This window comes from Chryseobacterium daecheongense, assembly GCF_003729955.1.
GTDB classification, from domain to species: Bacteria; Bacteroidota; Bacteroidia; order Flavobacteriales; family Weeksellaceae; genus Chryseobacterium; species Chryseobacterium daecheongense.
The window spans coordinates 1,270,640-1,292,863 of the sequence record NZ_RJTX01000001.1 but is presented as its reverse complement, the minus strand read 5'-3'; the positions used below and the strand labels follow the sequence as shown (position 1 = coordinate 1,292,863).

The window sequence follows — 22,224 nt, the reverse complement described above, 5'->3', positions numbered from 1 at the left end:
ATAATGAGAAAGATTCAGATTTTAGTAATAATGAGCTTTTTCACCCAGTTGATGTATGCTCAGGTGAAACCAACCGATGAACTGTACAAAACAGCGAAAAAGCTGGATAGTTTGATATTTGATGTCGGATTTAATAAGTGTGATCTTTCTCATTATAATTCCATAGTCAGCAATGACCTTGAGTTTTATCATGATCAAGGTGGAATTACCGATGGAAAAGAGGCCTTTATAGCATCTATCAAAAATAATATTTGTGGTGGCCCAAACAAAGTGAAGCGTGAGCTTGTTCCCAACACAATGAAAGTATATCCTTTGTATAGTAAAAATGGATTATACGCAATGATCCAGGAAGGAGAGCATGAATTTTTTGAGCTCGTGAACGGCAAATGGAACAAAGGAAGCCATGCGAAATTCACTATTTTATGGATTCTTGAAGGAAAAGATTGGAAAATGAAGCGTGTTCTAAGCTATGATCATCACTTATAATTGAGTATGAAAAATACAAGAAAAGCAACTATTCAGGATTTGTCGCAGCTGGCTGAATTATTTGATCAGTACAGGATTTTTTATCATAAAGAATCCGATATTCCGGCCGCAGAAAACTTTTTGAAAGAAAGAATTGAAAAGAAGGATTCTGAGATTTTTGTAGCCGAAAATGAAGATAAGTTGGTGGGATTCGTGCAATTATATCCACTATTTTCATCCACTAGAATGAAGCGTTACTGGTTGCTAAACGATTTATACGTTAATGAAAACTATAGAGGAAAAGGCTTCTCCAAAGAATTGATCGAAGAGGCAAAAGAGCTTTGCCGGTCTACAAATGCATGTGGCGTTTTACTCGAAACCGGGAAAAGCAATGATATCGGAAATCAGTTATATCCTTCATGCGGTTTTGAGCTGTATGATTCCGTCAACTTCTATGAATGGACCCATAACTCATAAATCAATGGTTCTTTATCATTGATGAATTATCACTAATCACTACTAATTACTTATTACCATATTAATATGACAGATTTTCAAAAGTATATTCAAAGATACTTAGACAATATCCCATCTGAAAACTGGCTGGACGAAATGAACAAGTCAGGACAAAAAACCATTGAAATATTTTCCGGGCTTACGGAAGAACAGTCCCTTTTTGCCTATGATGAGGGAAAATGGAGCCTGAAAGAAATGCTTTTGCATTTATCAGATACTGAAAGAGTGTTCCAGTACCGCGCATTGGCTTTTGCGAGGGGAGAGCAGGCAGAATTACCCGGCTTTGATGAAAACGGATATGCAGATAATTCTTATGGAAACGAAAGAACGTTGGACTCATTACTGGAAGAATATAAGCTGGTGAGAAAATCTTCTCAGATCTTTTTTCAAACCCTTAATCCAACCGCTTTGAGCAACATAGGGACAGCTAATGGAAACCCAATCTCTGTAGAAACCATCGGGAAATTAATTGTTGGGCACAATTATCATCATTTAAATATTATTGCGGAGAGGTACTTGCCGAGGTTGTAATATTAGTTGATTTCATAGTTTCAGAATGCGCCAACTAAAGAATCTAAGAATTACTAAGAGTATCGAGTCCAAAAAACTTATCTATGAGGAAGATTGGTTTGATAAGTTTGATACTTTTACGAACTATCTGATGTTTTTGGGGCTAATATTTTTTTCAACACTACTTTTATATGATATAAAGCCTTCAGCTAATAGTAATCTGGAATATATGATTTCTATCTCTGTATTAATGGTAGGACTTTATGGATTTTATTGCAAATTCACTGAGAAAAATTTAAAAGAAATAAAATTCGATATTCATAAAGAAGATGCGAAACAAAGGATTCTTGAATATGGAAGGAAAAATAATTATAGGGTTTCTAAAATTTCTAATAATTTAATATTTCTGAATGAGCCTTCTGACACTTTAAGCTTTAAAGATTGTGAGAAAACAACAATAATTTTCTTTAAAGAGCAATCAATTCTTTATACTTTAATTAATGAAGGCTCAAGAACAAATAGGCCTGTTTTGATTTCGCAACATATTACAAGAATAGATTTAAAAAAAATATTAAGTTTGAAAAAGCCTAATACCCAAAAACTAAAAGAAGTTTAACTTATTCTTCTTTAAAGATTAAAAGTAATTTACTAGAAATGGAAAACATTATCGAAATACTAAAATCCGGCGGAACCATTCTTTATCCCACAGATACGATCTGGGGAATTGGTTGTGATGCCACTAATGTGGACGCTATCAACAAGATTTTTGAGATCAAAAAGCGTGAAAAGAACAAATCCATGATCATTTTGGTGGAATCTGAAAAAAGGTTGCAGGATTTGGTGGATGTTCCGGAAATGGCCTGGGAAATTATCGATCTTAGTGAAAAACCGGTTACTATTGTATACGAGAATCCAAGAGGATTGCCGAAAGAGTTATTGGCAGAAGATGGAAGTGTGGGTATCAGATTAGTAAAAAATGATTTTTGTAAAAGGCTCATCACAAAGCTGAATAAGCCTATTGTTTCCACATCAGCCAATTTTAGCGGAGACAAAAGCCCGTTGAAATTCTCGGATATTTCTCCGGAAATAATAAATCTGGTAGATTATGCAGTGGAAGAGGATAGAGAAAAAGTTTCTCAATATTCCGGTTCTTCTGTAATCAAAATATGGAGTGATAACAGAATCAAAGTTCTGAGAGAATAAAAATTACTGTCACAACAGCTTTTAAAATCTTGTCAAATATGTCTCTTGACAGGATTTTCTTTTATTTAATACTATCTTTGCAAATCGAATTGTAAAATCAAAGAAATGAATCACCAGGAATTTGCTAAGGAATGGATTGATGCATGGAACTCCCATGATTTAGATCGTATTTTATCTCATTATGCTGAAGATATTGAAATCAGCACCCCGATGATTAAAATGGCAACCCAGGGAAAGGAAGATAATTTGAAAGGAAAGACAGCTGTTCGGGAATACTGGAACCAGGCATTGTTGAAATATCCTGATCTTCATTTCGAGCTGATCCATTCAACGGCAGGAGTAGATTCAGTAGCTTTATTCTACAAATCGATCATGGATAAACATGCCGTTGAGGTGATGTTTTTTAATGAAGAAGAAAAAATCAGTAAAATGTATGCTCATTATGATTAATGGAGCTGCATCACTAGAAATTTGACGAGTATATTGTAATGGAAATTAATCTGAATCAAAATAAAAACCTAAAGCTTTTCAAAATCATTTCTGAGGTAGCCTCACGAAATAATCAGTCAGTTTATGTGGTAGGAGGGTATGTCCGGGACTTATTAATGAAAAGAAAAGCATCTACGGACATTGATTTTGTGACTGAGCAAAGTGGAATAGAGCTGGCTCAAAGGGTGGCTCAGGAAATTGATCCGAAATTAAAAATTTCCGTTTTCAAGACGTATGGAACTGCAATGATCAAATACAAAGAACTTGAACTTGAATTTGTAGGAGCGAGAAAGGAAAGCTATTCCGAAAACAGCCGAAAGCCCGAAGTAGAAGGCGGAACATTAGAAGATGATCAGAAAAGAAGAGATTTCACCATCAATGCAATGGCCATCTCTCTGAATAAGAATAATTTTGGAGAGTTAATCGATCCTTTTAACGGAATCGAGGACCTTGAAAAGGGCATTTTAAGAACTCCGTTGGAACCTGCACAAACCTATTCCGATGATCCGCTGAGAATGATGCGTGCCATTCGCTTTGCCTCTACTTTACAATTCAAAATAGAAGAAAATTCATTATCTGCCATACAACAGGAAGCGGAAAGAATCAAAATTGTTTCCATGGAAAGAATTATGGTGGAATTCAATAAGATCATGCTTTCGGAGAAACCTTCCTTTGGTTTGAGATTAATGGAAGAAACCGGCCTTTTAAAGCTGATCATTCCTGAATTGATAGAACTAAAAGGAGTAGAAGAAGTAGAAGGACAAACCCATAAAGACAATTTTTATCACACGCTGGAAGTGGTGGATAATATTTCTGTGAATACGGATAACCTTTGGCTGCGCTGGTCGGCTTTGCTGCATGATATAGGAAAAGCACCTACGAAGAAATTTGTGGAAGGAACAGGATGGACATTTCATGGACATGAGTTTTTGGGTTCCAAGATGGTAAAATCACTTTTTCAACGTCTGAAATTGCCATTAGGACCCGATATGAAATACGTTCAGAAAATGGTGAAATTATCATCACGTCCTATTGCCCTGATCACAGATGATGCCTCCGATTCAGCCCTGCGACGGTTGTTGTTCGATGCGGGTGAAGATCTGGAAGATCTGTTTACCCTGTGTAAAGCTGATATTACTACGAAAAATGCTAAAAAGCAGGAGCGCTTCATCAAAAACTTTGAATATGTAGCCGTAAAAATAAAAGAAGTGGAAGAAAAGGATCAGGTGAGAAACTTCCAGCCCCCCATTTCAGGAGAAGAGATCATGGAAATGTTCGATCTTAAACCCGGAAGAGAGATAGGTATCTTAAAGGAAAAAGTAAAGGAAGCTATCCTGGAAGGTGAGATCCCCAATGATAAGGAAGAAGCAAAAAACTTTGTGATTGCTGAGGCTGAAAAGCTTGGACTTCAGGTAAAATAAAATGTAAACGAGATAAAAAAAGCAGACATTTTATGTCTGCTTTTTTTATTTGAGAACATGGAGAAATAAATCGGGCGGCTTCGTAGAAGCCGCCCGAAAAAAAACACAAATGATGAAAAAAATATAACGCCGAAAGGCGTTGTATTAGTTCGCGTAGAATCCGTTAGCACCTTTACCTGCTGTAAAAGTACTGATGACAGATCCTGACGTATTATATACTGTAATTTTGCTGTCCTGCGTAAATCCGTTAGCATCGGAAGTGAAAATCCTTCCATTAATTACGCTGAATCCATATAATGTTGAGAATGAATTATCCGTAACTGTAAATAATGGAGCAGAAGGAGTTGCTGTAGCAGTCATATCCATTGAATATACCTTGTTCCCTGAAGTGAAATAAAACTTATTTGTATCAATTTCAAGATTCGTAGCATTGGCAATTCCTGTTAAAGTCGTAGTTTTTACAATAGAACCCGTGCTTGAAATCTGGTAAATATATGAATCTGCAGTACCAGAGGTAATGACGTAAACATTGTTGTTATTGGAAATCGTTTTATTGATGTTTCCATTAGGTAAAGTAATGGTAGATTGGATTTCATTATTTGAAGTATTGATGTAAGTGATCTTACTTCCAAATCCGTAAGAAGCATTCTGAACGAAAATATTTCCTCCAGCCTGTACAATTCTTTCAACAGAATCTGTAAAAGTGATTTTTTTGATGAAAGATAAGTTAGCTGCATTGTAAATACTTACATACTTATCACCACCGTATTTATCATTAGTTACGTAAAGAGCATTGTTGGCAACAGCCATATAACGAGGCTGGTTAATCTGTTCAGTAATTTCTCCCTTGCTTTTAAAGGTATATCGGTTTACGACCTTTACTTTATTGGAATTATTTAATACCAAATATGCTTTATCTCCACTGAATGCAATAGTCTGCAAAACATCCCCCAGATTAGATCCGTTGTTGGCAGAATAAATATTATCCTGCTTAAGGCTCAAATTACCCGTTACAAAAGTTACATCTGCATTGGGTGTCCCAAAATTACCTTCATTGGTAATTAAAATCCCGTTTTCATAGGAAGTTGTGGGCATCATAACTTCATCATCATTACTACAAGAAACATTGAAAAGTAGTGCAAATGCGAAAAGAAGTTGTAAAAGTCTGGTTACTTTCATATCAATTATATTAAAAATTTATTTCTGCGTATATACTGTAGTTCCTTTTTGGAAGAGGATAATAAGCTACAGTTTTATAAATGGTATTCGTAGCATTATTTACTCTGAAACCTAAAGTGTATTTTTTTGATAGCGTAGCTGAAATTCCTGTATTTAAAACAAAATAAGGATCCAGGGCATCCGCTCTTTTTTCATCAGTGGTGGTATAGGTAAGCCCGTTAAACATTCCCTGAGCATAGAGTTTCAGGAAATCATACTGATAATCAAAACTTCCAAAAACCTTATGCAATGGAACATACATCATCTGTTTTTGAGTCCCTTTATTGATAGATTTAGCGTAAGTATATCCTGCGTTAAGTTTAAAATGATGCTTATTAAATTGCTTATAAAAAGTGAGTTGTGATTCCAGTCCGTAAGATTCCACTTTATTGGTATTAAAAGCAGCCCAATACCCGTATTGTGTATGAAGCCAGGTAATATAATCCGAAATATCCATATAATAGGGAGTCAATGAAAGCTTAAAACTTCCGAACAAAAATTCATGGGTCATATCTCCCTGGATCGAAGTTTCCGGTTTCAGGTGAGGATTTCCTCCCGGTTCCCAATACAGATCATTAAAAGTCGGAAACCTGAAATTTCTGGACATATTAAAAGCGACGTTGTACCATAACAAAGGACTCCATTTTCCGGAGAATGAATATAAAACAGGAGAGTCAAAATCCTCTACAAAATCTTTTTTGATCCCTGCTTCAAAACGTAAGTTATTGTTGACGAAATATCTTACCAATCCGGCCAACGATCCTATATTTCTGCTGATGTCGCCAATTCCGGAACCATATCCTTCTCCTTTATTCACCTGAAATTCGGAAATGACATTCAAATTCAATTTCGATGTAATGAAATAGTTGAAATCATTTTTGAAGATGTAAATTTTTCCGGTGGCTCCACTGGTCTTTGGAGCGGCAATATCTCCAAAATACTGGAAGTTTTCTTCCGTATAAGCTGCCTTCAGGCTGTTGGAAAATTTGTTTTTATTGATATCCCAGGCCAGTAGGCTTCTGGTGCTCTGGGTTTCATATTTGGTTTTATTCCCGTTTTCTACAAAAATAGGATAGTGTTGGGAAGAATCGAAAAACTGGCTTTGCCATGAAATCGTTTGCCTATCTGCAATTTTATAAGAAGCTCCTACATTGAAGGTGGTATTATAATACCTTCCGTTTCTGTTGATATATTCTTCCTCTTCTACTTCATAATCATTCTGGCTGATGAAATAATTTCCCGAAACCTTAAAGCTGAACTTATCATTACTATAAGAAGCCTTCGCAAAATTATTATACGTCTCAAAAGAAGAAAATTCAGAATATAATGAAGCTTTTGCTCCTTTATTAAAATTCAATTCATTATTTAGATGAATGCTTCCTCCGATGGCACCACTTCCGTAAATAATACTTCCTCCACCTGCCTTTACCTCAAGCTGATCATATCCGAAAACAGGAATATTATTAATATCTCCCTGTCCTAAAAATTGAGAATTGATGTTAATGCCGTTCCACACAAAAGCTGTATGGCTGGCTCCCGTTCCCCTGAATGAAGGCGAAGAAACCATTCCACGTCCGTTTTCTTTGATGTACAAAGAAGTCTGAAAACGTAAAACATCAGATAAATTAGCGGAATTTTTTTGAATGTCAGCCGGAGAAAGAGCCTGTATCGGATGAAAGAGCTTTACCCTTTTCATCTGACTATCAAAAACAGTAACAGTGTCAATGGTTTTCTCTTGCCCGAAAAGAAAACACCCATAAGACGATAAAAGTAATACTAAAGATCTTTTTATATCCATACTATTTTACTTTTCCTCCGAAAGCAATATATTTTTTTGAGTTACAATTCTGGCAGGTCTCCTGACTTTCGCTTTCTGCGCCTTCCCGTTTTCACAGTGGCCCGTTGCAGAAATCCTTATGCGATTTACAGTTGCGGGGACAGTTTGGGATTTTCACCCAATTCCCTTTTCATTCCAATACCTTGGAAACCAAAATTTTTGCAAAGATAGATATTTTTATTGAAGCGGAAAGGTTGAATTGTAAAATAGCAAATTTGCAAAACCGTAAAATAGCAAAAAGCTGAATTATGAAATCGTTAAACCATAATGAAAATTAACAGTAAGTTTGTTATTCTGACGAAGGAAGAATCTCAATTTTGACATTTAGATTTTTTATTTGACATTTGAACTTCGTTTACAGACCCGCAGTCTGTATTCAGAATGACAAACTCACGATTTTGCGATTTCACAATTTTGCGATTTTACCTTATAGAAAAGTAGCATCAAACGAGAACGGCAATAAATCCTTTATAGACTGAACTTTGATCACCTCCTCATTCATGCTTGAAAAGTAAAGATCAATATTCTCGTTTTGTTTGGTCTCAAATTCCAGTAAACTTTGTCTGCAGGCTCCACACGGCGGAATAGGAGGGTTTTTCTCGGAAAAATCCTTTGGACCACCTACAACGAAGATCTTCTTTATTTTTTCATTGGGAAAATTAGCAGCTACCCAAAATAACGTCGTTCTTTCCGCACAAAGTCCGGAAGGAAAAGCCGCATTCTCCTGGTTATTTCCGGAATAGATATCTCCGTTCTCCAACAACACGGCACAGCCCACCAAAAACTGAGAATATGGGGCATAGGCATTTTCACGCGCTTGTTTTGCTCTTTCAAACAATTGTTGTTCTATATCGCTCAGTTCGCTGCTATTTTTAAAATATTCGTAACCGATCTGTATGTCTTTTTTCATATATTGTGAGACTAAAAAAGGGGGATAAAATTAGCTCTTTTTCATCAGGTGGGCAAATAGTTTTTATTCTTCTTTTCAACTGAAATTCAAAAAGTTCAAACATGTTATATACTCCAATACAATTCAGAAATGTAGAGATCAGAAACAGATGGGTCATGTCACCAATGTGTATGTATTCCTGTGAAAACGGGATAGCCAATGATTTTCATTTTGTGCATTACGGAAGCCGTTCGCAAGGAGGTACAGGATTGATCATGGTAGAAGCTACGGGGGTAGAGCCTCGTGGAAGAATCACCAATCATTGTATGGGAATCTGGAATGACGAACAGGCTCTTGCCTTACAAAAGATCGTGGAATTTATTCACAAAAATTCGGAAAGCAAAGTAGGAATCCAGTTGGCTCATGCAGGCAGAAAAGGTTCTACATGGAATAATATTCAGATTCCCATAGAAGAAGGATGGGAAACCATTGCACCAAGTTCTATTCCGTATCATCCGACTGAAAGAATTCCTCATGCGCTCACTGTTGGAGAGATTAGAAATCTGGTTCAGTATTTTAAAGATGCCGCAAGAAGAGCGGTGAATGCTGGTTTTGATGTTATTGAAATTCATGGAGCCCATGGATATTTGGTTCATCAGTTTTTATCTCCTTTGTCCAATATCAGGACAGATGAATATGGAGGGAGTTTTGAGAACAGGGCTCGTTTCTTACTGGAAATTGTAGATGCCGTCAATGAAGAATTGAATGAGAATACAGCCCTTTTTGTAAGGATTTCAGGAACGGAATATGCAGAAAACGGTTGGAATGTAGAAGATAGTGTGAAACTGGCTAAAATTTTAAAAGATCATCACGTAGATTTAGTGGATGTTTCCAGTGGCGGAAATATTCATGGCGCAAAAATTCCGGTGTATGAAGGCTATCAGGTTCCGTTTTCCTCAGAGGTAAGAAATCAGGCACAGGTGAAAACCGGAACAGTGGGATTAATTACGAAAGTGGAACAGGCAGAAGAGATTTTACAAAAAGGAGATGCAGATCTTATTTTTATTGCGAGAGAGATTTTAAGAAATCCTTATATTGCTGTTCAGGGATCATTTGAAATGAAAGAAGAATGCTTTTTTCCGCATCAATACCTGAGAGCGAAAATTTCTTCTTAATTTTATGAAATATTTGAAAAAACTATACCCATGAAAATTGAAGACTTCATGCTTCCGTGTCCAAGCAAAAAATTCTTAGGGATCGAATGCTTCGGATGTGGCACACAGCGAGCAATAGTATTGGTTTTTGAAGGGAAATTCTCTGAGGCTTTTCATATGTTTCCGGCAGTGTATACTTTGCTTCTTTTTCTAATGATGGTAGGGGTAAGTTTTATCGATAGAAAAAGGAATTATGGAAATATTATTGTTTTTTTAGCCATTATTAACTCAATTATAATGGTATTTTCCTATTTTTATAAACACTTTTATTTGCAGACACATTAAATTAAAATTATAAACTATGAATCAAAAATTGCCAAACGCAACAACGGTATTAATTCTTGGAATTGTTGCTATTTTAGGAAGCTGCTGCTGTAATGGGATTATCGGGGTCATCTGCGGATTGATCGGGATGAACCTTTATAACAAAGACAATGCCTTATACCTAGCCAATCCCGGTCAATATACAGACTATAACAACCTTAAAACAGGACGTATTTTATGTATCATAGGTCTTGTGATTGGGGTATTGAGTTTAATCTGGTTTATCTATGTGATTTCAACTGGAGGTTGGGCTGCTTATATGGAACAGATGGAGCAGATCAAAAATATGGGGAAATAATTTTTCCATAATGATAAAAAAAGACCGCAATTTGCGGTCTTTTTTATGTATAAAATTGTTTCTTACTTAACGATAAATTTCAAAGTAGACTGATCCAGCTTCAGAAGGTAGACTCCCTGTTCCAAATTTTTAATCTTAATTGAGTTTCTGCTGTTCTTAAAAGGATTATCAATAGTCTGCATCACCTTTCCCTGTAAATTGTATATTTCAGCCTTTTTTATATTTTCTGTATTTCCTTTTACAAAGATCTCCTGATCAGAGATTGGATTCGGGGAAATTTGTAAACCTTCTGTTTCTTTTACAGCTGCTTCTGAAGATGTTGCAACAGCTGTATTGCTTTGTTTTGCTGTTGATGAATAGCAGGTCCAGCTTACATTGTCAATAGCCACTCTGTTTCCTGATACCGTATTCACTAAGCTTATCACCACATTTCCTGAAACATTAATATTATTGATGGTAGTTGTAGCGGCAGTTGCACTATAAGGAATGGTTCCTACCGTTGTTCCGTTTACCTGAAGATTCAACGTTCCGTTACTTCCCGTAAACTTCAATTGGGTAGTTACCGTTAAAGAACTGATTCCATTGCTTAATGTATTCGATTGTAATGAGCCGTCTCTCACCGTGATCGCCTTCGTAGAAATCGTTTGATCTGTTCTTGCATCAGTTGCTGTCCAGGTCACACCTCCATTGGTCCATGTTCTTGTTAAATAGCTTGAAGAGCTGGCGGAAGGAATTGTTTCAAATGTTTCATTTCCACAATTCGTAGGCGGATTGGTTGTTCCCGGATCTGTAGTTCCTGATCCTGACCCTGAACCCCAAATAAGATTTACATAATTAGGATTATCAATAAAAGGGTTTCTGTTTCCCTGGAAAGTATAAGAAGCATTATTTCTGTTGATCTCTGCCTGAGAAACCGGATCTTGATTATGCCAAGCCAGCAAAACATTCAGTTCCCACGTTTGTAATCCCGGGAATGTTGAATTTCCCAACATATTTCCGGTAGTAAATGTAGAAAGCTTACTTTGATAACGGGTCACAAAATAAAAGATCATACGTGCCACATCTCCCTTAAATGCATCAATCGGTTCAAAAACCGTCCCGGAATATCCCGAAGAAACGGAGTTTCCAAGCTTTGATCCGTTTTTAGAAGTAAAAGTAGCCGTTCCCACTTTCCCGAAAGGATAATTGGATCTCATTCCATTAACTTTGCCATCGGTAGCACGGATAAAATGAATGTCCGAAACCATAGGCGCCGCTTCGTTGAATAAGCTTTGAGGAACGATATGCTCCCGGTTATAACAGTTACCTTCCACGGAATATGTTCCACACTGGTTGGTTCCGGGAGTATATTTATAAGGATCCGTTCCCGATGGATTTTCAGAATAGATGTCTAAAATAGATCCGTCATTTTCATAATTTTTATCAATGTCGGTTGTTTTGTATCCTGTCCAAAGTCCACTATAGCCTTTGTCCTGATGTCCGTTGGTGATGATGTTGCTTAAAGCAGTCTTAAGAGCTGCACCCGACAATCCGTTAGCCGAATTATAATAACCGGCAGGAGCCTGTGCATAGGTTAAACCACCTATTAAAAGGGAAAGAATAATTTTTTTCATATAGAATATAATTTTCCGTAAGAATACTACATTTTTATGAATGAAAAATTAAGACACTGTTAATTTTGAAATGTGATGCATTGAATTTTGAACTAAGCCATTAAGGCTCATAATTGGGCTCATAATTAAAAAAAGTCAATACTTACAATGTATTGACTTTTCATATATCTGATTATTTCTGTTAACTATTTTCTTTGTGGAGGATAATTAGCCATGATCTCTGCCACAATTTCAGGGATTTGTCTCTGTTTAGCTTTCGGCGAATCTACGGAAATTCCGCTTCCGATTCCCTGCCAAACCAATTTATTGGTTCTGGCGTCGATAAGGTCAATAATCAAAGCACCCTCATTATAATTGCTGCTCCATGTTCTGTTTACTCCTACACCCCAACCGAACGGGCCACCCCATCCCCACATTCCGTAAGGAGAGTTGGTAGTGATATCGGTTACTTTTTTATGATTAGCTTTTACATTAATGATCAGGTCCGGATTCTCACCCGAAGCAAGACCTTTACTTTGCAATTGTCTTGACAATTCATTCAATACTCTGTCTTTATCAATATCATTCAGCTTCAGATCATCAATTCTCAGTTTATAGGTTTTATAAGAATTGAAGTTGGCAGTTTCGGCATAGTCTGAACGCACTTGGAAAGGACTACATGACGTTAAACTTAAGGCAGCCGAGGCTAACAAAATAAAAATATATTTTTTGCTCATTACACTTATATTTACATTAGAGAATTTGCGAACCAGTGATTTCATTTTATTTATTTTTTTTATCGTTTTTAATGAATGTATCCGTCTTTTTATCGTATCCGTAAGGACAATGTTTACAGCCACTTTTACAGCAGTATCCTCTCTTCAGGTGAAACTTTTCTGTAAAAACCTTGTATCCCTGTTCATTATAGTAAAAATCCTCATTTTCTTTGATGTCAAAAAGGGCCATAAGTTAAATCTTGCTCAAAAAATTTTATATTTGTTATTATGATAATTGTATGCCAAAAGCCATTAAAAAAACTTAAAATTAACGGCATTGCTCTCTTTCCCTTTATCTTCATTAGGAAACCCGAAGATAAGGAAAATAAAATACTTATCAATCACGAAAAAATTCATTTAAGGCAACAATTGGAATTACTGGTTATCTTCTTCTATATCTTTTATGTAATCGAATATTATTACTGGTTTTTCAGGCTAAAGGACAGCTTTATGGCATACCGGTACATTTCGTTTGAAAGGGAAGCCTATGCGATGGAAAGAGACCTGACCTATCTTCAAAAAAGGAAATTCTGGAGTTTCTGGAAATACTTAGGTAATTCTTAATCCTTATTGCTGATCTTCCCATTCCTTATCAAAATCTTTCTGTGTTTTCGACGGTGGGAAATAGTTATCATGGTTACGCTGGATATCATAAGAAATAGCTTTTTCAATCAATACATTCAGATCCGGGATAATCCATTCGGGAGAGCCTTTCTTTTCCTGCCCGTTGGTGAAAATTTTCACCGCTTTTCCGTTTTTCATTTCCACTTTCATTAATAAGCAGGGATCCATATATCCGGAACAGGGGTGTCCTGTGTAGACTTTTTCAGCAGTAGTTCCGTTATTGAAAGTAATGTTCAGTTCAAGATAATTTCTCGGCTGGGTAGATTTCACTCCATAGCGGGAATAGCTTTCGATGCTTCGGATGGTTTTTAAATAACTGGTGGTATTTTGCCTGCTTTCAGGAATATACCCCGGATGCATTGTGCTTTGGGTATGATCTTCGATTTGTTTTTCAATTTGCGTGTTAAACATGTGGACGATCTTGTCATTTTGTTTATCAGTAATATCAAATTCAGAACGGGGAGTGAAAAGGTCACCTAAAAAAGCATAGAGTATTACTGCTGAGAAAATAATAACGAACAAAGCAGATAAAAATAGAGTGGCCGTTTTTTTCATGATGATCTTTTAAGTTTTGTTTAACTAATTTATTAAAATAAATTCAGGAAATTTGCATCGATGAAACTTCCGGAAGTCCATATTCCCATCATTGAAATTCCATTAAGGAAAAAAGTGAAGCTCTTTATGAAAAGGGAAGACCTTATTCATCCCCTGATTTCGGGAAACAAATATTGGAAGCTTTTTTATAATGTGAACCATTATGTAGATGAAAATCATCGAAATCCCTGCTTAATTACTTTTGGAGGAGCCTACTCCAATCATATTGCAGCAGTTTCTGCGGTAGGAAAACTATTGAAAATTCCAACTTTGGGAATCATCAGAGGAGAAGAGCTGGAACATAAATGGCAGGAAAATCCAACATTGGTTTTCGCCTCAGGTAATGGAATGAATTTCAGATTCATAAGCCGCGAAGTATACCGGGATAAAGAAAAGTTGACAGAAGCTCTTCAAAAAGAATATCCGGATGCACTGATTATACCGGAAGGTGGTACCAATGAAGAGGCCGTAGAAGGTGTGAAAATGATGCTGAATGACGAAACAAAAGATTTTGATTATCTTTGCACAGCAGTTGGAACCGGTGGTACCATTGCGGGGATTTCAAAATTTTGTGAAGAGAATCAGAAAGTTATAGGTTGTGCAGTAGTAGGAGATTCTTCTTTGGAGAACAAAATCTTGGAATTAACCTTAAAGAAAAACTTTAATCTAATAGATTCAAGTTTTGGAGGTTATGGTAAAATAAAAGATGAAAACATCCGTTTTATCAATGATTTTAAAGTGAAATACGGGATTCCTTTGGAACCCATTTATACAGGGAAGATGATGCAGAAAGTTTTTGAACTGATCGATGAAGGGTATTTTCCTGAAAACAGCAAAATTTTGTGCTTTCATACCGGAGGTTTACAAGGGATTGAAGGGGCTAATTTGCTTTTGAAAAAACAGAACAGAAATTTAATTATATAAGTAAAATTGAAAAACATGAAAAGACTTTTCTTGCTTATAAGCCTTTTAGTTTTATCAAAATTCTCAGCTCAGACCTGGGCTACTGAAGATCAATACATCCAGAAATTTGCTCAATATGCCGTAGAAGAAATGGAAAAATATAAGATTCCTGCTTCTATTACTCTTGCTCAGGGGCTTCTAGAAACCGGAGGCGGGCAGAGCAGACTGGCTCAGGAAGGTAAAAACCATTTCGGGATCAAATGTAAGGAAAACTGGACCGGCAGAACCATGAAACACACTGATGATGCTCCCAATGAGTGTTTCCGTGTGTACGATGATCCGAGACAATCCTATGAAGATCACTCCATCTTTTTAACCACCAGAAAATATTATGCGAATCTTTTCAACCTTGATATGAAGGATTACAAAGCGTGGGCTTATGGACTTAAAAAAGCGGGATATGCTACCAATCCGCGCTATGCTTCTATCCTAATCGGTAAAATTGAAAGATATAAATTATACGAATTCGATAATACCAATTCCAAGGAAGTATTGTATGCGGTTCTTAGAATGTATCCTGATTTAAAGGATGACAGATCTTTTATGGCTCAGCTGGAACCCTCTAAAGTCACCAAAAAAGATCCGGTAACCGTTAATGTTCCTTACAAGCAGACTTCTTATGCTCAACAGCAAAAAAGAGTGGAGAAGATTAAAACAAAAGCGGAAATTCTTAATTCTATCCTGATTAAAAGTCACCCGAATGAAGGGTTGAAATACATTATCATTCCTGAAGATACCAATGTTCAGTTTATTGCCAATAAATTCAAGATCAGTGAAAGTAAACTGATGAAATGGAATGAGCTGGAAACAGATGTTTTACACAAGAACGATATCGTTTTCCTTGAATCTAAAAATTCCGATGGAAACAAGCCTACTTACAAGGCTGAAGCTGGGGAAGATATGCATGATATTGCTCAAAAATTCGGAATCAAATTGAATAAATTATATGCTAAAAACAGAATGGATGAAGGACAAAAGCCATCCACAGGACAGTTGATTTATTTAATAGATAAAAAACCAAGAAACTAATTAATTTTGTTTTTAGTTGCTTGTTGCTGGTATTGGTTTTCAGTTTTGTGAACCTAACTAGAAACAAGCAACTATTAATTTACAACTAGATATATGAGATACCAAAGAAGTTCGGCTTTATTTGAAGAGGCTTATAAATACATTCCAGGAGGAGTAAATTCGCCGGTTCGTGCATTCAAATCAGTGGGAGGTGTTCCTGTTTTCATGAAATCTGCAAAAGGAGCTTACCTTACCGATGCGGATGACAATACCTACATAGACTATATTAATTCATGGGGACCTGCTATTTTAGGGCATACTCATCCTGAAGTATTGGAAGAACTGAAGATCCAGGCTGAAAAAGGCTTTTCTTTCGGAGCTCCCACAGAACTGGAAACGGAAATTGCTAAATTCATCACGGAAAATGTTCCGAATATTGATCAGATCAGAATGGTTTCTTCGGGAACGGAAGCTTGCATGAGTGCGATCAGATTGGCTAGAGGATTCACCGGAAGAGATAAGATTATCAAGTTTGAAGGGTGTTATCATGGACATTCAGATTCATTTTTAATCAAAGCGGGAAGTGGCGCCGCTACTTTCGGTAACCCGAATTCTCCGGGAGTTACTCAGGGTACTGCAAAGGATACGCTTTTAGCCCGTTATAATGATTTTGAGCAGGTAGAAGATTTATTTCGCCACAATCAGGGAGAAATTGCAGCAGTAATTATTGAACCTGTTGCCGGAAATATGGGCTGTGTTCTTCCGGAAAACAATTTTTTGCAAAACTTAAGAAAAATCTGTGATGAAAACGGAACATTATTAATTTTTGATGAGGTAATGACCGGTTTCAGACTGGCGTTTGGAGGTGCTCAGGAACTTTTCAGCGTGAAGGCGGATCTGGTAACGTATGGAAAGGTAATCGGCGGAGGTTTACCAGTGGGAGCTTTTGCAGGAAGAAATGAAATTATGGATCATCTGGCTCCGAAAGGAGGAGTTTATCAGGCCGGAACATTAAGTGGGAATCCATTGGCCATGAGAGCCGGTTTAAAAACCCTTCAGATCATTAAAAATGATAGTGATTTCTTCAACAGGCTCAATAAAACAACAGAAACTTTGGACTTCGAAATCGGAAAGATTCTTAATGAAAAAGGAATTGCCCATAAAATCAATAGAAAAGGTTCTATGATGTCTGTTTTCTTCCATATCAACAGAGTTTCTAATTTTGACGAAGCTCAGGAAGCGAACCATTCATTATTCAATAATTTTTTCCATCAAATGCTGAACAATGGGGTTTATCTTCCACCAAGCGGATATGAAACCTATTTCATCAGTGATGCAATCAAGGATAAAGAAATTGATATGACGCTGGAAGCGGTAAGAAAATTTGAATATTCTTAATATAAAATAAAAAGGATGAGGCTTTGCTTCATCCTTTTTTGTTAGATCATAAAATTACGGTTCTCAAATGCTTATTTGGTTCGGTGTACAAGAAACTCTTAATAACAATTAAAAAGCTACTGATATGGAAAATCAACACAAAATGCAAGATACCCATACAAATGAAGAACATAGTGGGAAACAACATTCTTTAGCAATGTACAAACGTTTTATTGCAATGGCTGTTGCAATGTTCATAGCCATGTATTTCATTATGTATGCTATGATTGACGGATTGAATAATCTGATCCCGAACATCAATAATTTTTACATGACTTTGCTGATGGTGTCGGTAATGTTGATTATTGAACTGCTGATAATGAAAGGAATGTATCAAAATAAAAAAATCAATTGGGTAATCATTACACTATCCCTGGCCATTGGTATTTTATCTTGGGTTGGTATTAGAAAACAAATAAATGTGGGTGATCAACAGTTTGTAAAAGGAATGATCCCGCACCATGCAGCAGCAGTGTTGATGTCTGAAAAAGCAAGGCTTACCGATCCCGAACTGATACAATTGCAAAAAAATATACTTGAAACACAGAAAAATGAAATTGAATTTATGAAACGAAAGCTAAAAGAATTTGAAAACAAAAGAAGTAAATAAAAATTACTTCTTTCGATTTTTTAGAGGCTGTAATAATATATTTCCAAACAAAACATTACTGTTTTAATTTCTAATATAGCGGGAATCGCAGTGGCTGAATATAAATGTTTAGATTCTACGCTTCATTTCATTTTGTTCAGAATGACATAAAGTTAAAAAGCCGTCAGGGAATAATTTCCTGACGGCTTTTTCAATTTGATATGAAGAAACTATTATAACCTAATTATTGTAAAGCAGATAAAAGGTTCACTCCATCCACAGTAGCCCAAGCTCCTGCAGTTAATGACACTTTTGAAACAGTAGCTGTATTAGTAAATGTTTTTACTGCAACCGGAGTATATGCATATCCCCAAACTCCAGGATTGTCAGAATTTACATAGTTAAGAGGCTCTACTTTTATTTTATTGGTAGCTACCTGATTGGTTTCAGTAGTCTGCTCCTGGATAAGCACTGAATAAGCATTTTTACCTCCTGTGTTTTTATATCCGCTTATATATACATTAGAGAAAATACCGGTTCCCTGTCTTTTGAATTGGATCGCAGAAATTTCTGTAGATCCTGCAACTTCAGGATTAGTATTAGCATCTCTGATTAAAGTGATATTAGAGATTTTAGGTGGTGTGTTGTCTATATTTGCAGAAGCTTCAATCTCCATCCCGAAGTTACCAGTCACAGTTTGGAAAGCATACCAGTTGGTATTATTCTGTCCGCTCCAAGCATCTTGCCAGTCGAAAGAATCATCATAGTTACCATAAGATACAATATTTTTAGCACTTACGGTACCTCCAAAGAACTCATATCCGTCATCTGTTCCTTTATAGGCAACCAGGTTCTCTAAGATAGTACCGTCACCTACCGCATAGAACGTGAAGGTATTGGTTTCAGAAGTTCCGTCACTGATTTTTTTACCGGCATATTCTACTCTTACATATTTTAAGATACCTGAGCTGAAGTTAGCATCAGTTCCTCCATATGTTATAGCATTTCCATCTTCTGATACAGCAGTAGTATTTCCGTTCACCGCTTTGATAGGAGCTTTTCCGTAGATCGTGATTCCTCCCCATCCTCCAGGAGTTTTAGCAGTAGTTGTAAAAACGATAGGCTCGTTTGCTGTTCCTAAAGCAAGGATTTTTCCACCTTGTAAAACTACTAAGCTTGATGTAACGGCAGTAGATACTGTGAATGTTGCACCTGCTTCAATAGTAAGAGTTGCTCCATCTGCTACTTTTACAATACCTTCTAATGTATAATTACCTTTTTTAATAGTAAGATTAGAAGTGATTTCACCAGATAATTTACCTCCTTCAGGAAGAACTCCGGCTGTATTTCCAGGATTTGTAATAGTAGGTGTTCCTGAATCATCATTTACTTCAATTGTACATGAAGACACACTTAAAAGTAAGGTTAATGATAATAAAGTTAAAAGATTTCTTTTCATTTTATATTAAGATTTTATTTTTTATAAATTAAGTTTTAGAAAGTATAGCCTACGGTAAAGTTGAATGTTACTCCGTTGAAATAATTATTCAAAGAATAAATACCGTTTGTGTTTACGGAGTAATAACTATCGTCTCCCAGTTCAACGCGGTACTTGCTGTTCAGAATATTCTGTACTCCGAACTTTACGTTCCAGTTTTTATCAATTTGATTCTGGTATACAAAGTCTAATTGATGGAATGGCTTTTCATAGTAATTGTCTGAACCGGATCCACCTACCGCATAGATTTTGGAACCTGAAACATTATATACTAAAGAGAAAGTCTTGCTAAAGTTTTTAGAGTTTTTATATTCGTATTTCAAATCTGCATTGATGGTATATGGTGCAGCTCCTTGTAAACCTCTTTTATGAAGTTGATCATTCGTATATCCTTGAGGTCTTTCTGTTTTTAACTGATCCTCGCTTCTTTCTACATCAGAATACATAAATGTAGCATTAGCTCCTAAAGTAAATTTATTTAAAGCTTCAGAGAATCTGCCCAGGTTTAAAATCCCTTCTAGTTCTATCCCAGCAAGAGTTGCTCTTTCAGCATTGTAAAAAGTAATCACAACACCACTTGCGTTAGCTGAAGGTGCCATGGAACGTTCAATGGCATTATCAATTCTTTTGGCGAATAAGTTAACCGCAAACATCTCCTTGTTCGTTGGGAAGTATTCCCATTTCAAATCCACATTATAGTTTTCACTGTTCTGGATATTGGCATTACCAAGAATTGAAGAGTTATCCGGGTTAATGTATTCAATAGGCATGGTTTCAATAAGAACAGGACGAGTAATGGTCTTGCTTAAAGATAACCTCAAATTATTCTTGTTATTTAAGGCCTTTTTAACAGAAAGAGATGGTAAGAAATAATTCTTATTAGGAGTAAGATTAATTCTATTGGCATCACCCGGTCTGTTGAAACGGATGATTCTCATGTCATTTTCGAATCTTCCACCCACTAAAATGTCCCAGCTGTCGCTTGGCTTATAATCAAAATTCAGGTAACCTGCATTTACAAACTGGTAGATATTGGATAAATAAGCATAAGAGTCACTACCTTCATTATAATAAAGTTGATTATTATTGATAGAAGTATTCAAAGTTTCCTGAGGACGGTCTACATCAATATAAACAGAAGTGCTCATATTTCCCGGATTTCCGAAAATGAATCGGTAAGAATTCTTTCTGATATCAGTAAATCCATTATATCCTACAGATAACTGCATAGGATAATCTTTACGATCACCTTTTTCACCTAAGAAAACAGAATATTCACCGAATGCCGATCCGTAAAACCTGCCATCCACATCCAGATACTGTCTGATAAAGCTGTTACCTCCGTAAGAAATTAATGCGTGAGTGAAATCATCAGGCTGGCTAAGTTCGAAAATCTTTCTGTCCGGCTGGCTGTAATTATTGATTACATAACTCGCTCCTGCCTTAAACTGATGACGTTCTCCGATTTTCTGTGATGCTGTTAGCTGCAAATCCAAAAATCTTGAAATGTCCTGCTGATTGGTTCTGAAGAAACGCTGATCCAAAACCTGGCCATTCTTATATCCGCTGAAATCCTCAATGATATTAGAAGAGTTTTGTAGATAAATAGCATTTAAGTTTACATTCGTTCCTTTGTTCTTATAGCCTAGTCCTAATAAAACAGAAGATTCTGTTTCATATTCGTAGTCTTTTTTATTCAACAGGTTACTCAGTTCTATGGTAGGTCCATTATTTCTAAACTGGTTATTATCTCCTTCTCTATAAGAATATTTTGATGATTGATTTAAAGAGAATAAGACTCCCAGATTTCCGGTTTCTCCGGTTTTTATTTTTTGTGCCGTAGTAAATCCAATACTTGTATTCGGCATCGATTTTATGTTATCTACATTCCACGAATCTTTAAACGAAGATAAAGATTGCTCTTTTGTAAAGACGTGATTGCTTGGTCTTTCATTTCTTACTTCATTAGGTAATCTTCTGTCTCTGGAATTTAAACCAAGATAGCCGTTCATTCCATCTGCTCCTTCAGCTACTTTAAAATGATCTTTAAATGTACTTAAAGTATTGATTCCGATACCAAACTCAATTTTTGAAAACGCTTTATCAATTGTTAAGGTTTCAATATCGAAAGTAGCTCCTGCGAAATCTCCGTAAAGATTGGAGTTAAAAGTTTTATAGATATTAAGCTTTCCTACAACGTCTGTTGGAAACTGTTTTAAGGCAATGATTTTCTGGAAAGGGTTGTTGGATGGAGAACCAAGACCGTTGATCAACAGATAATTGTATCTTTCTTCCAGTCCTCTTACGAAAAGCCCTCTTCCTTCTACTGTAGTGATCCCGGTTACTTTGGTAAGACCTTGCTCTACGTTGGATATTCCTTTTCTGGAAATTTCTTCAGCACTTACAGCCTGTTTTTGTATAATAGCCTTTTTCTGTTCCCCAAGTACGGCAGTTTCTGTTTTCTTGTTGCTGCTTCCTTGTATTACTACGCCATCAATTTTATTTTCCTTTTTTACAGTATCCTGCTTAATTTCCTGTGCATAAAATACTGATCCGGACAAAAACAAAACGGCAATGCTAAGCTTATGAATTTTCATTATTTACTTTCTTTATTTACACTTAGATTCTTTCGGTGCAAAGGAATAAAAGAAAGACGTTGTAAATGGTTTAGTAAAATTTAATTTTTTCTTAACTATACATTAACAAAATGAGATTATTGTTAACTTTATGTAAACGATTGCCGATTTATTAATCTGTCA

The 22,224-nt window shown here is 36.1% G+C and carries 24 protein-coding genes and 1 riboswitch; of the genes, 15 read left to right on the top strand and 9 right to left on the bottom strand.

Features of this window, described 5'->3' with window-relative positions:
• Positions 1-3 precede the first annotated feature (3 nt).
• From EGI05_RS06005 to EGI05_RS05975, 7 genes are all read left to right on the top strand, one after another.
• Complete coding sequence (locus EGI05_RS06005) at positions 4-486, top strand: nuclear transport factor 2 family protein (protein ID WP_123262138.1); 483 nt, start codon at positions 4-6, stop codon at positions 484-486.
• A gap of 6 nt (positions 487-492) precedes the next feature.
• Positions 493-942 (top strand): GNAT family N-acetyltransferase, encoded by a 450-nt coding sequence (locus EGI05_RS06000; RefSeq protein WP_123262137.1) that lies wholly within the window; start codon positions 493-495, stop codon positions 940-942.
• 66 nt (positions 943-1,008) lie between these two features.
• On the top strand, positions 1,009-1,512 hold the full coding sequence (locus EGI05_RS05995; protein WP_123262136.1) for a DinB family protein: 504 nt from the start codon (positions 1,009-1,011) through the stop codon (positions 1,510-1,512).
• 25 nt (positions 1,513-1,537) lie between these two features.
• A complete protein-coding gene (locus EGI05_RS05990) occupies positions 1,538-2,107 on the top strand; it encodes a hypothetical protein (RefSeq protein ID WP_123262135.1) in 570 nt (189 codons plus the stop codon).
• Positions 2,108-2,145: 38 nt separating this feature from the next.
• Positions 2,146-2,694, top strand: a complete 549-nt coding sequence (locus EGI05_RS05985; protein WP_123262134.1) for an L-threonylcarbamoyladenylate synthase — start codon at positions 2,146-2,148, stop codon at positions 2,692-2,694.
• Between the two features lie 105 nt (positions 2,695-2,799).
• Positions 2,800-3,144, top strand: coding sequence for a nuclear transport factor 2 family protein (locus EGI05_RS05980; protein ID WP_123262133.1), 345 nt, complete (start codon positions 2,800-2,802; stop codon positions 3,142-3,144).
• A gap of 38 nt (positions 3,145-3,182) precedes the next feature.
• Entirely contained in the window at positions 3,183-4,604 is a 1,422-nt protein-coding gene (locus tag EGI05_RS05975; protein ID WP_123262132.1) for a CCA tRNA nucleotidyltransferase, read from the top strand.
• Positions 4,605-4,748: 144 nt separating this feature from the next.
• Here EGI05_RS05975 and EGI05_RS05970 read toward each other — a convergent pair whose 3' ends face one another.
• From EGI05_RS05970 to cdd, 3 genes are all read right to left on the bottom strand, one after another.
• Positions 4,749-5,783: a YncE family protein gene (locus EGI05_RS05970; RefSeq protein ID WP_228428558.1), complete on the bottom strand. Its 1,035-nt coding sequence runs from the start codon at positions 5,781-5,783 to the stop codon at positions 4,749-4,751.
• Between the two features lie 10 nt (positions 5,784-5,793).
• Positions 5,794-7,620 (bottom strand): TonB-dependent receptor plug domain-containing protein, encoded by a 1,827-nt coding sequence (locus tag EGI05_RS05965; protein ID WP_123262130.1) that lies wholly within the window; start codon positions 7,618-7,620, stop codon positions 5,794-5,796.
• A 34-nt stretch (positions 7,621-7,654) separates the two neighbouring features.
• Positions 7,655-7,829: riboswitch (cobalamin riboswitch) on the bottom strand.
• Positions 7,830-8,086: 257 nt separating this feature from the next.
• Positions 8,087-8,569, bottom strand: coding sequence for a cytidine deaminase (cdd, locus tag EGI05_RS05960; RefSeq protein ID WP_123262129.1), 483 nt, complete (start codon positions 8,567-8,569; stop codon positions 8,087-8,089).
• Positions 8,570-8,670: 101 nt separating this feature from the next.
• On the opposite strand from cdd, the gene namA reads away from it, so the two are divergent.
• From namA to EGI05_RS05945, 3 genes are read left to right on the top strand one after another with little or no spacing between them, the layout of a single operon-like run.
• On the top strand, positions 8,671-9,723 hold the full coding sequence (gene namA / locus EGI05_RS05955; RefSeq protein ID WP_123262128.1) for an NADPH dehydrogenase NamA: 1,053 nt from the start codon (positions 8,671-8,673) through the stop codon (positions 9,721-9,723).
• Between the two features lie 30 nt (positions 9,724-9,753).
• Positions 9,754-10,047 (top strand): DUF2752 domain-containing protein, encoded by a 294-nt coding sequence (locus EGI05_RS05950; protein ID WP_123262127.1) that lies wholly within the window; start codon positions 9,754-9,756, stop codon positions 10,045-10,047.
• A gap of 16 nt (positions 10,048-10,063) precedes the next feature.
• A complete protein-coding gene (locus tag EGI05_RS05945) occupies positions 10,064-10,384 on the top strand; it encodes a CCC motif membrane protein (RefSeq protein ID WP_123262126.1) in 321 nt (106 codons plus the stop codon).
• Between the two features lie 62 nt (positions 10,385-10,446).
• Here EGI05_RS05945 and EGI05_RS05940 read toward each other — a convergent pair whose 3' ends face one another.
• From EGI05_RS05940 to EGI05_RS05930, 3 genes are all read right to left on the bottom strand, one after another.
• Positions 10,447-11,997 (bottom strand): endonuclease, encoded by a 1,551-nt coding sequence (locus EGI05_RS05940; RefSeq protein ID WP_123262125.1) that lies wholly within the window; start codon positions 11,995-11,997, stop codon positions 10,447-10,449.
• 185 nt (positions 11,998-12,182) lie between these two features.
• A complete protein-coding gene (locus tag EGI05_RS05935; protein ID WP_394337974.1) occupies positions 12,183-12,758 on the bottom strand; it encodes a DUF4136 domain-containing protein in 576 nt (191 codons plus the stop codon).
• Between the two features lies 1 nt (position 12,759).
• Entirely contained in the window at positions 12,760-12,942 is a 183-nt protein-coding gene (locus EGI05_RS05930; RefSeq protein ID WP_121460364.1) for a DUF5522 domain-containing protein, read from the bottom strand.
• A 38-nt stretch (positions 12,943-12,980) separates the two neighbouring features.
• Between EGI05_RS05930 and EGI05_RS05925 the strand changes: the two genes are divergently transcribed.
• Positions 12,981-13,316, top strand: coding sequence for a hypothetical protein (locus tag EGI05_RS05925; protein WP_123262123.1), 336 nt, complete (start codon positions 12,981-12,983; stop codon positions 13,314-13,316).
• A gap of 3 nt (positions 13,317-13,319) precedes the next feature.
• Here EGI05_RS05925 and EGI05_RS05920 read toward each other — a convergent pair whose 3' ends face one another.
• On the bottom strand, positions 13,320-13,931 hold the full coding sequence (locus EGI05_RS05920; protein ID WP_123262122.1) for a hypothetical protein: 612 nt from the start codon (positions 13,929-13,931) through the stop codon (positions 13,320-13,322).
• A gap of 60 nt (positions 13,932-13,991) precedes the next feature.
• Here EGI05_RS05920 and EGI05_RS05915 point away from each other — a divergent pair, with 60 nt between their 5' ends.
• The 4 genes from EGI05_RS05915 (at position 13,992) to EGI05_RS05900 (ending at position 17,988) form a co-directional block, all read left to right on the top strand.
• Positions 13,992-14,894, top strand: coding sequence for a 1-aminocyclopropane-1-carboxylate deaminase/D-cysteine desulfhydrase (locus tag EGI05_RS05915; protein WP_123262121.1), 903 nt, complete (start codon positions 13,992-13,994; stop codon positions 14,892-14,894).
• Positions 14,895-14,909: 15 nt separating this feature from the next.
• Entirely contained in the window at positions 14,910-15,962 is a 1,053-nt protein-coding gene (locus EGI05_RS05910; RefSeq protein ID WP_123262583.1) for a glucosaminidase domain-containing protein, read from the top strand.
• A gap of 93 nt (positions 15,963-16,055) precedes the next feature.
• Positions 16,056-17,339 (top strand): glutamate-1-semialdehyde 2,1-aminomutase, encoded by a 1,284-nt coding sequence (hemL, locus tag EGI05_RS05905; RefSeq protein ID WP_123262120.1) that lies wholly within the window; start codon positions 16,056-16,058, stop codon positions 17,337-17,339.
• Positions 17,340-17,463: 124 nt separating this feature from the next.
• Positions 17,464-17,988, top strand: a complete 525-nt coding sequence (locus tag EGI05_RS05900) for a DUF305 domain-containing protein (RefSeq protein ID WP_123262119.1) — start codon at positions 17,464-17,466, stop codon at positions 17,986-17,988.
• A 223-nt stretch (positions 17,989-18,211) separates the two neighbouring features.
• Here EGI05_RS05900 and EGI05_RS05895 read toward each other — a convergent pair whose 3' ends face one another.
• Both EGI05_RS05895 and EGI05_RS05890 read right to left on the bottom strand, forming a co-directional pair.
• The gene (locus tag EGI05_RS05895) at positions 18,212-19,426 is read right to left on the bottom strand and encodes a hypothetical protein (RefSeq protein WP_123262118.1); all 1,215 of its coding nucleotides are present in this window, start codon (positions 19,424-19,426) and stop codon (positions 18,212-18,214) included.
• 35 nt (positions 19,427-19,461) lie between these two features.
• Positions 19,462-22,062, bottom strand: a complete 2,601-nt coding sequence (locus EGI05_RS05890) for a TonB-dependent receptor plug domain-containing protein (RefSeq protein ID WP_123262117.1) — start codon at positions 22,060-22,062, stop codon at positions 19,462-19,464.
• Between the last annotated feature and the right edge of the window lie 162 nt (positions 22,063-22,224).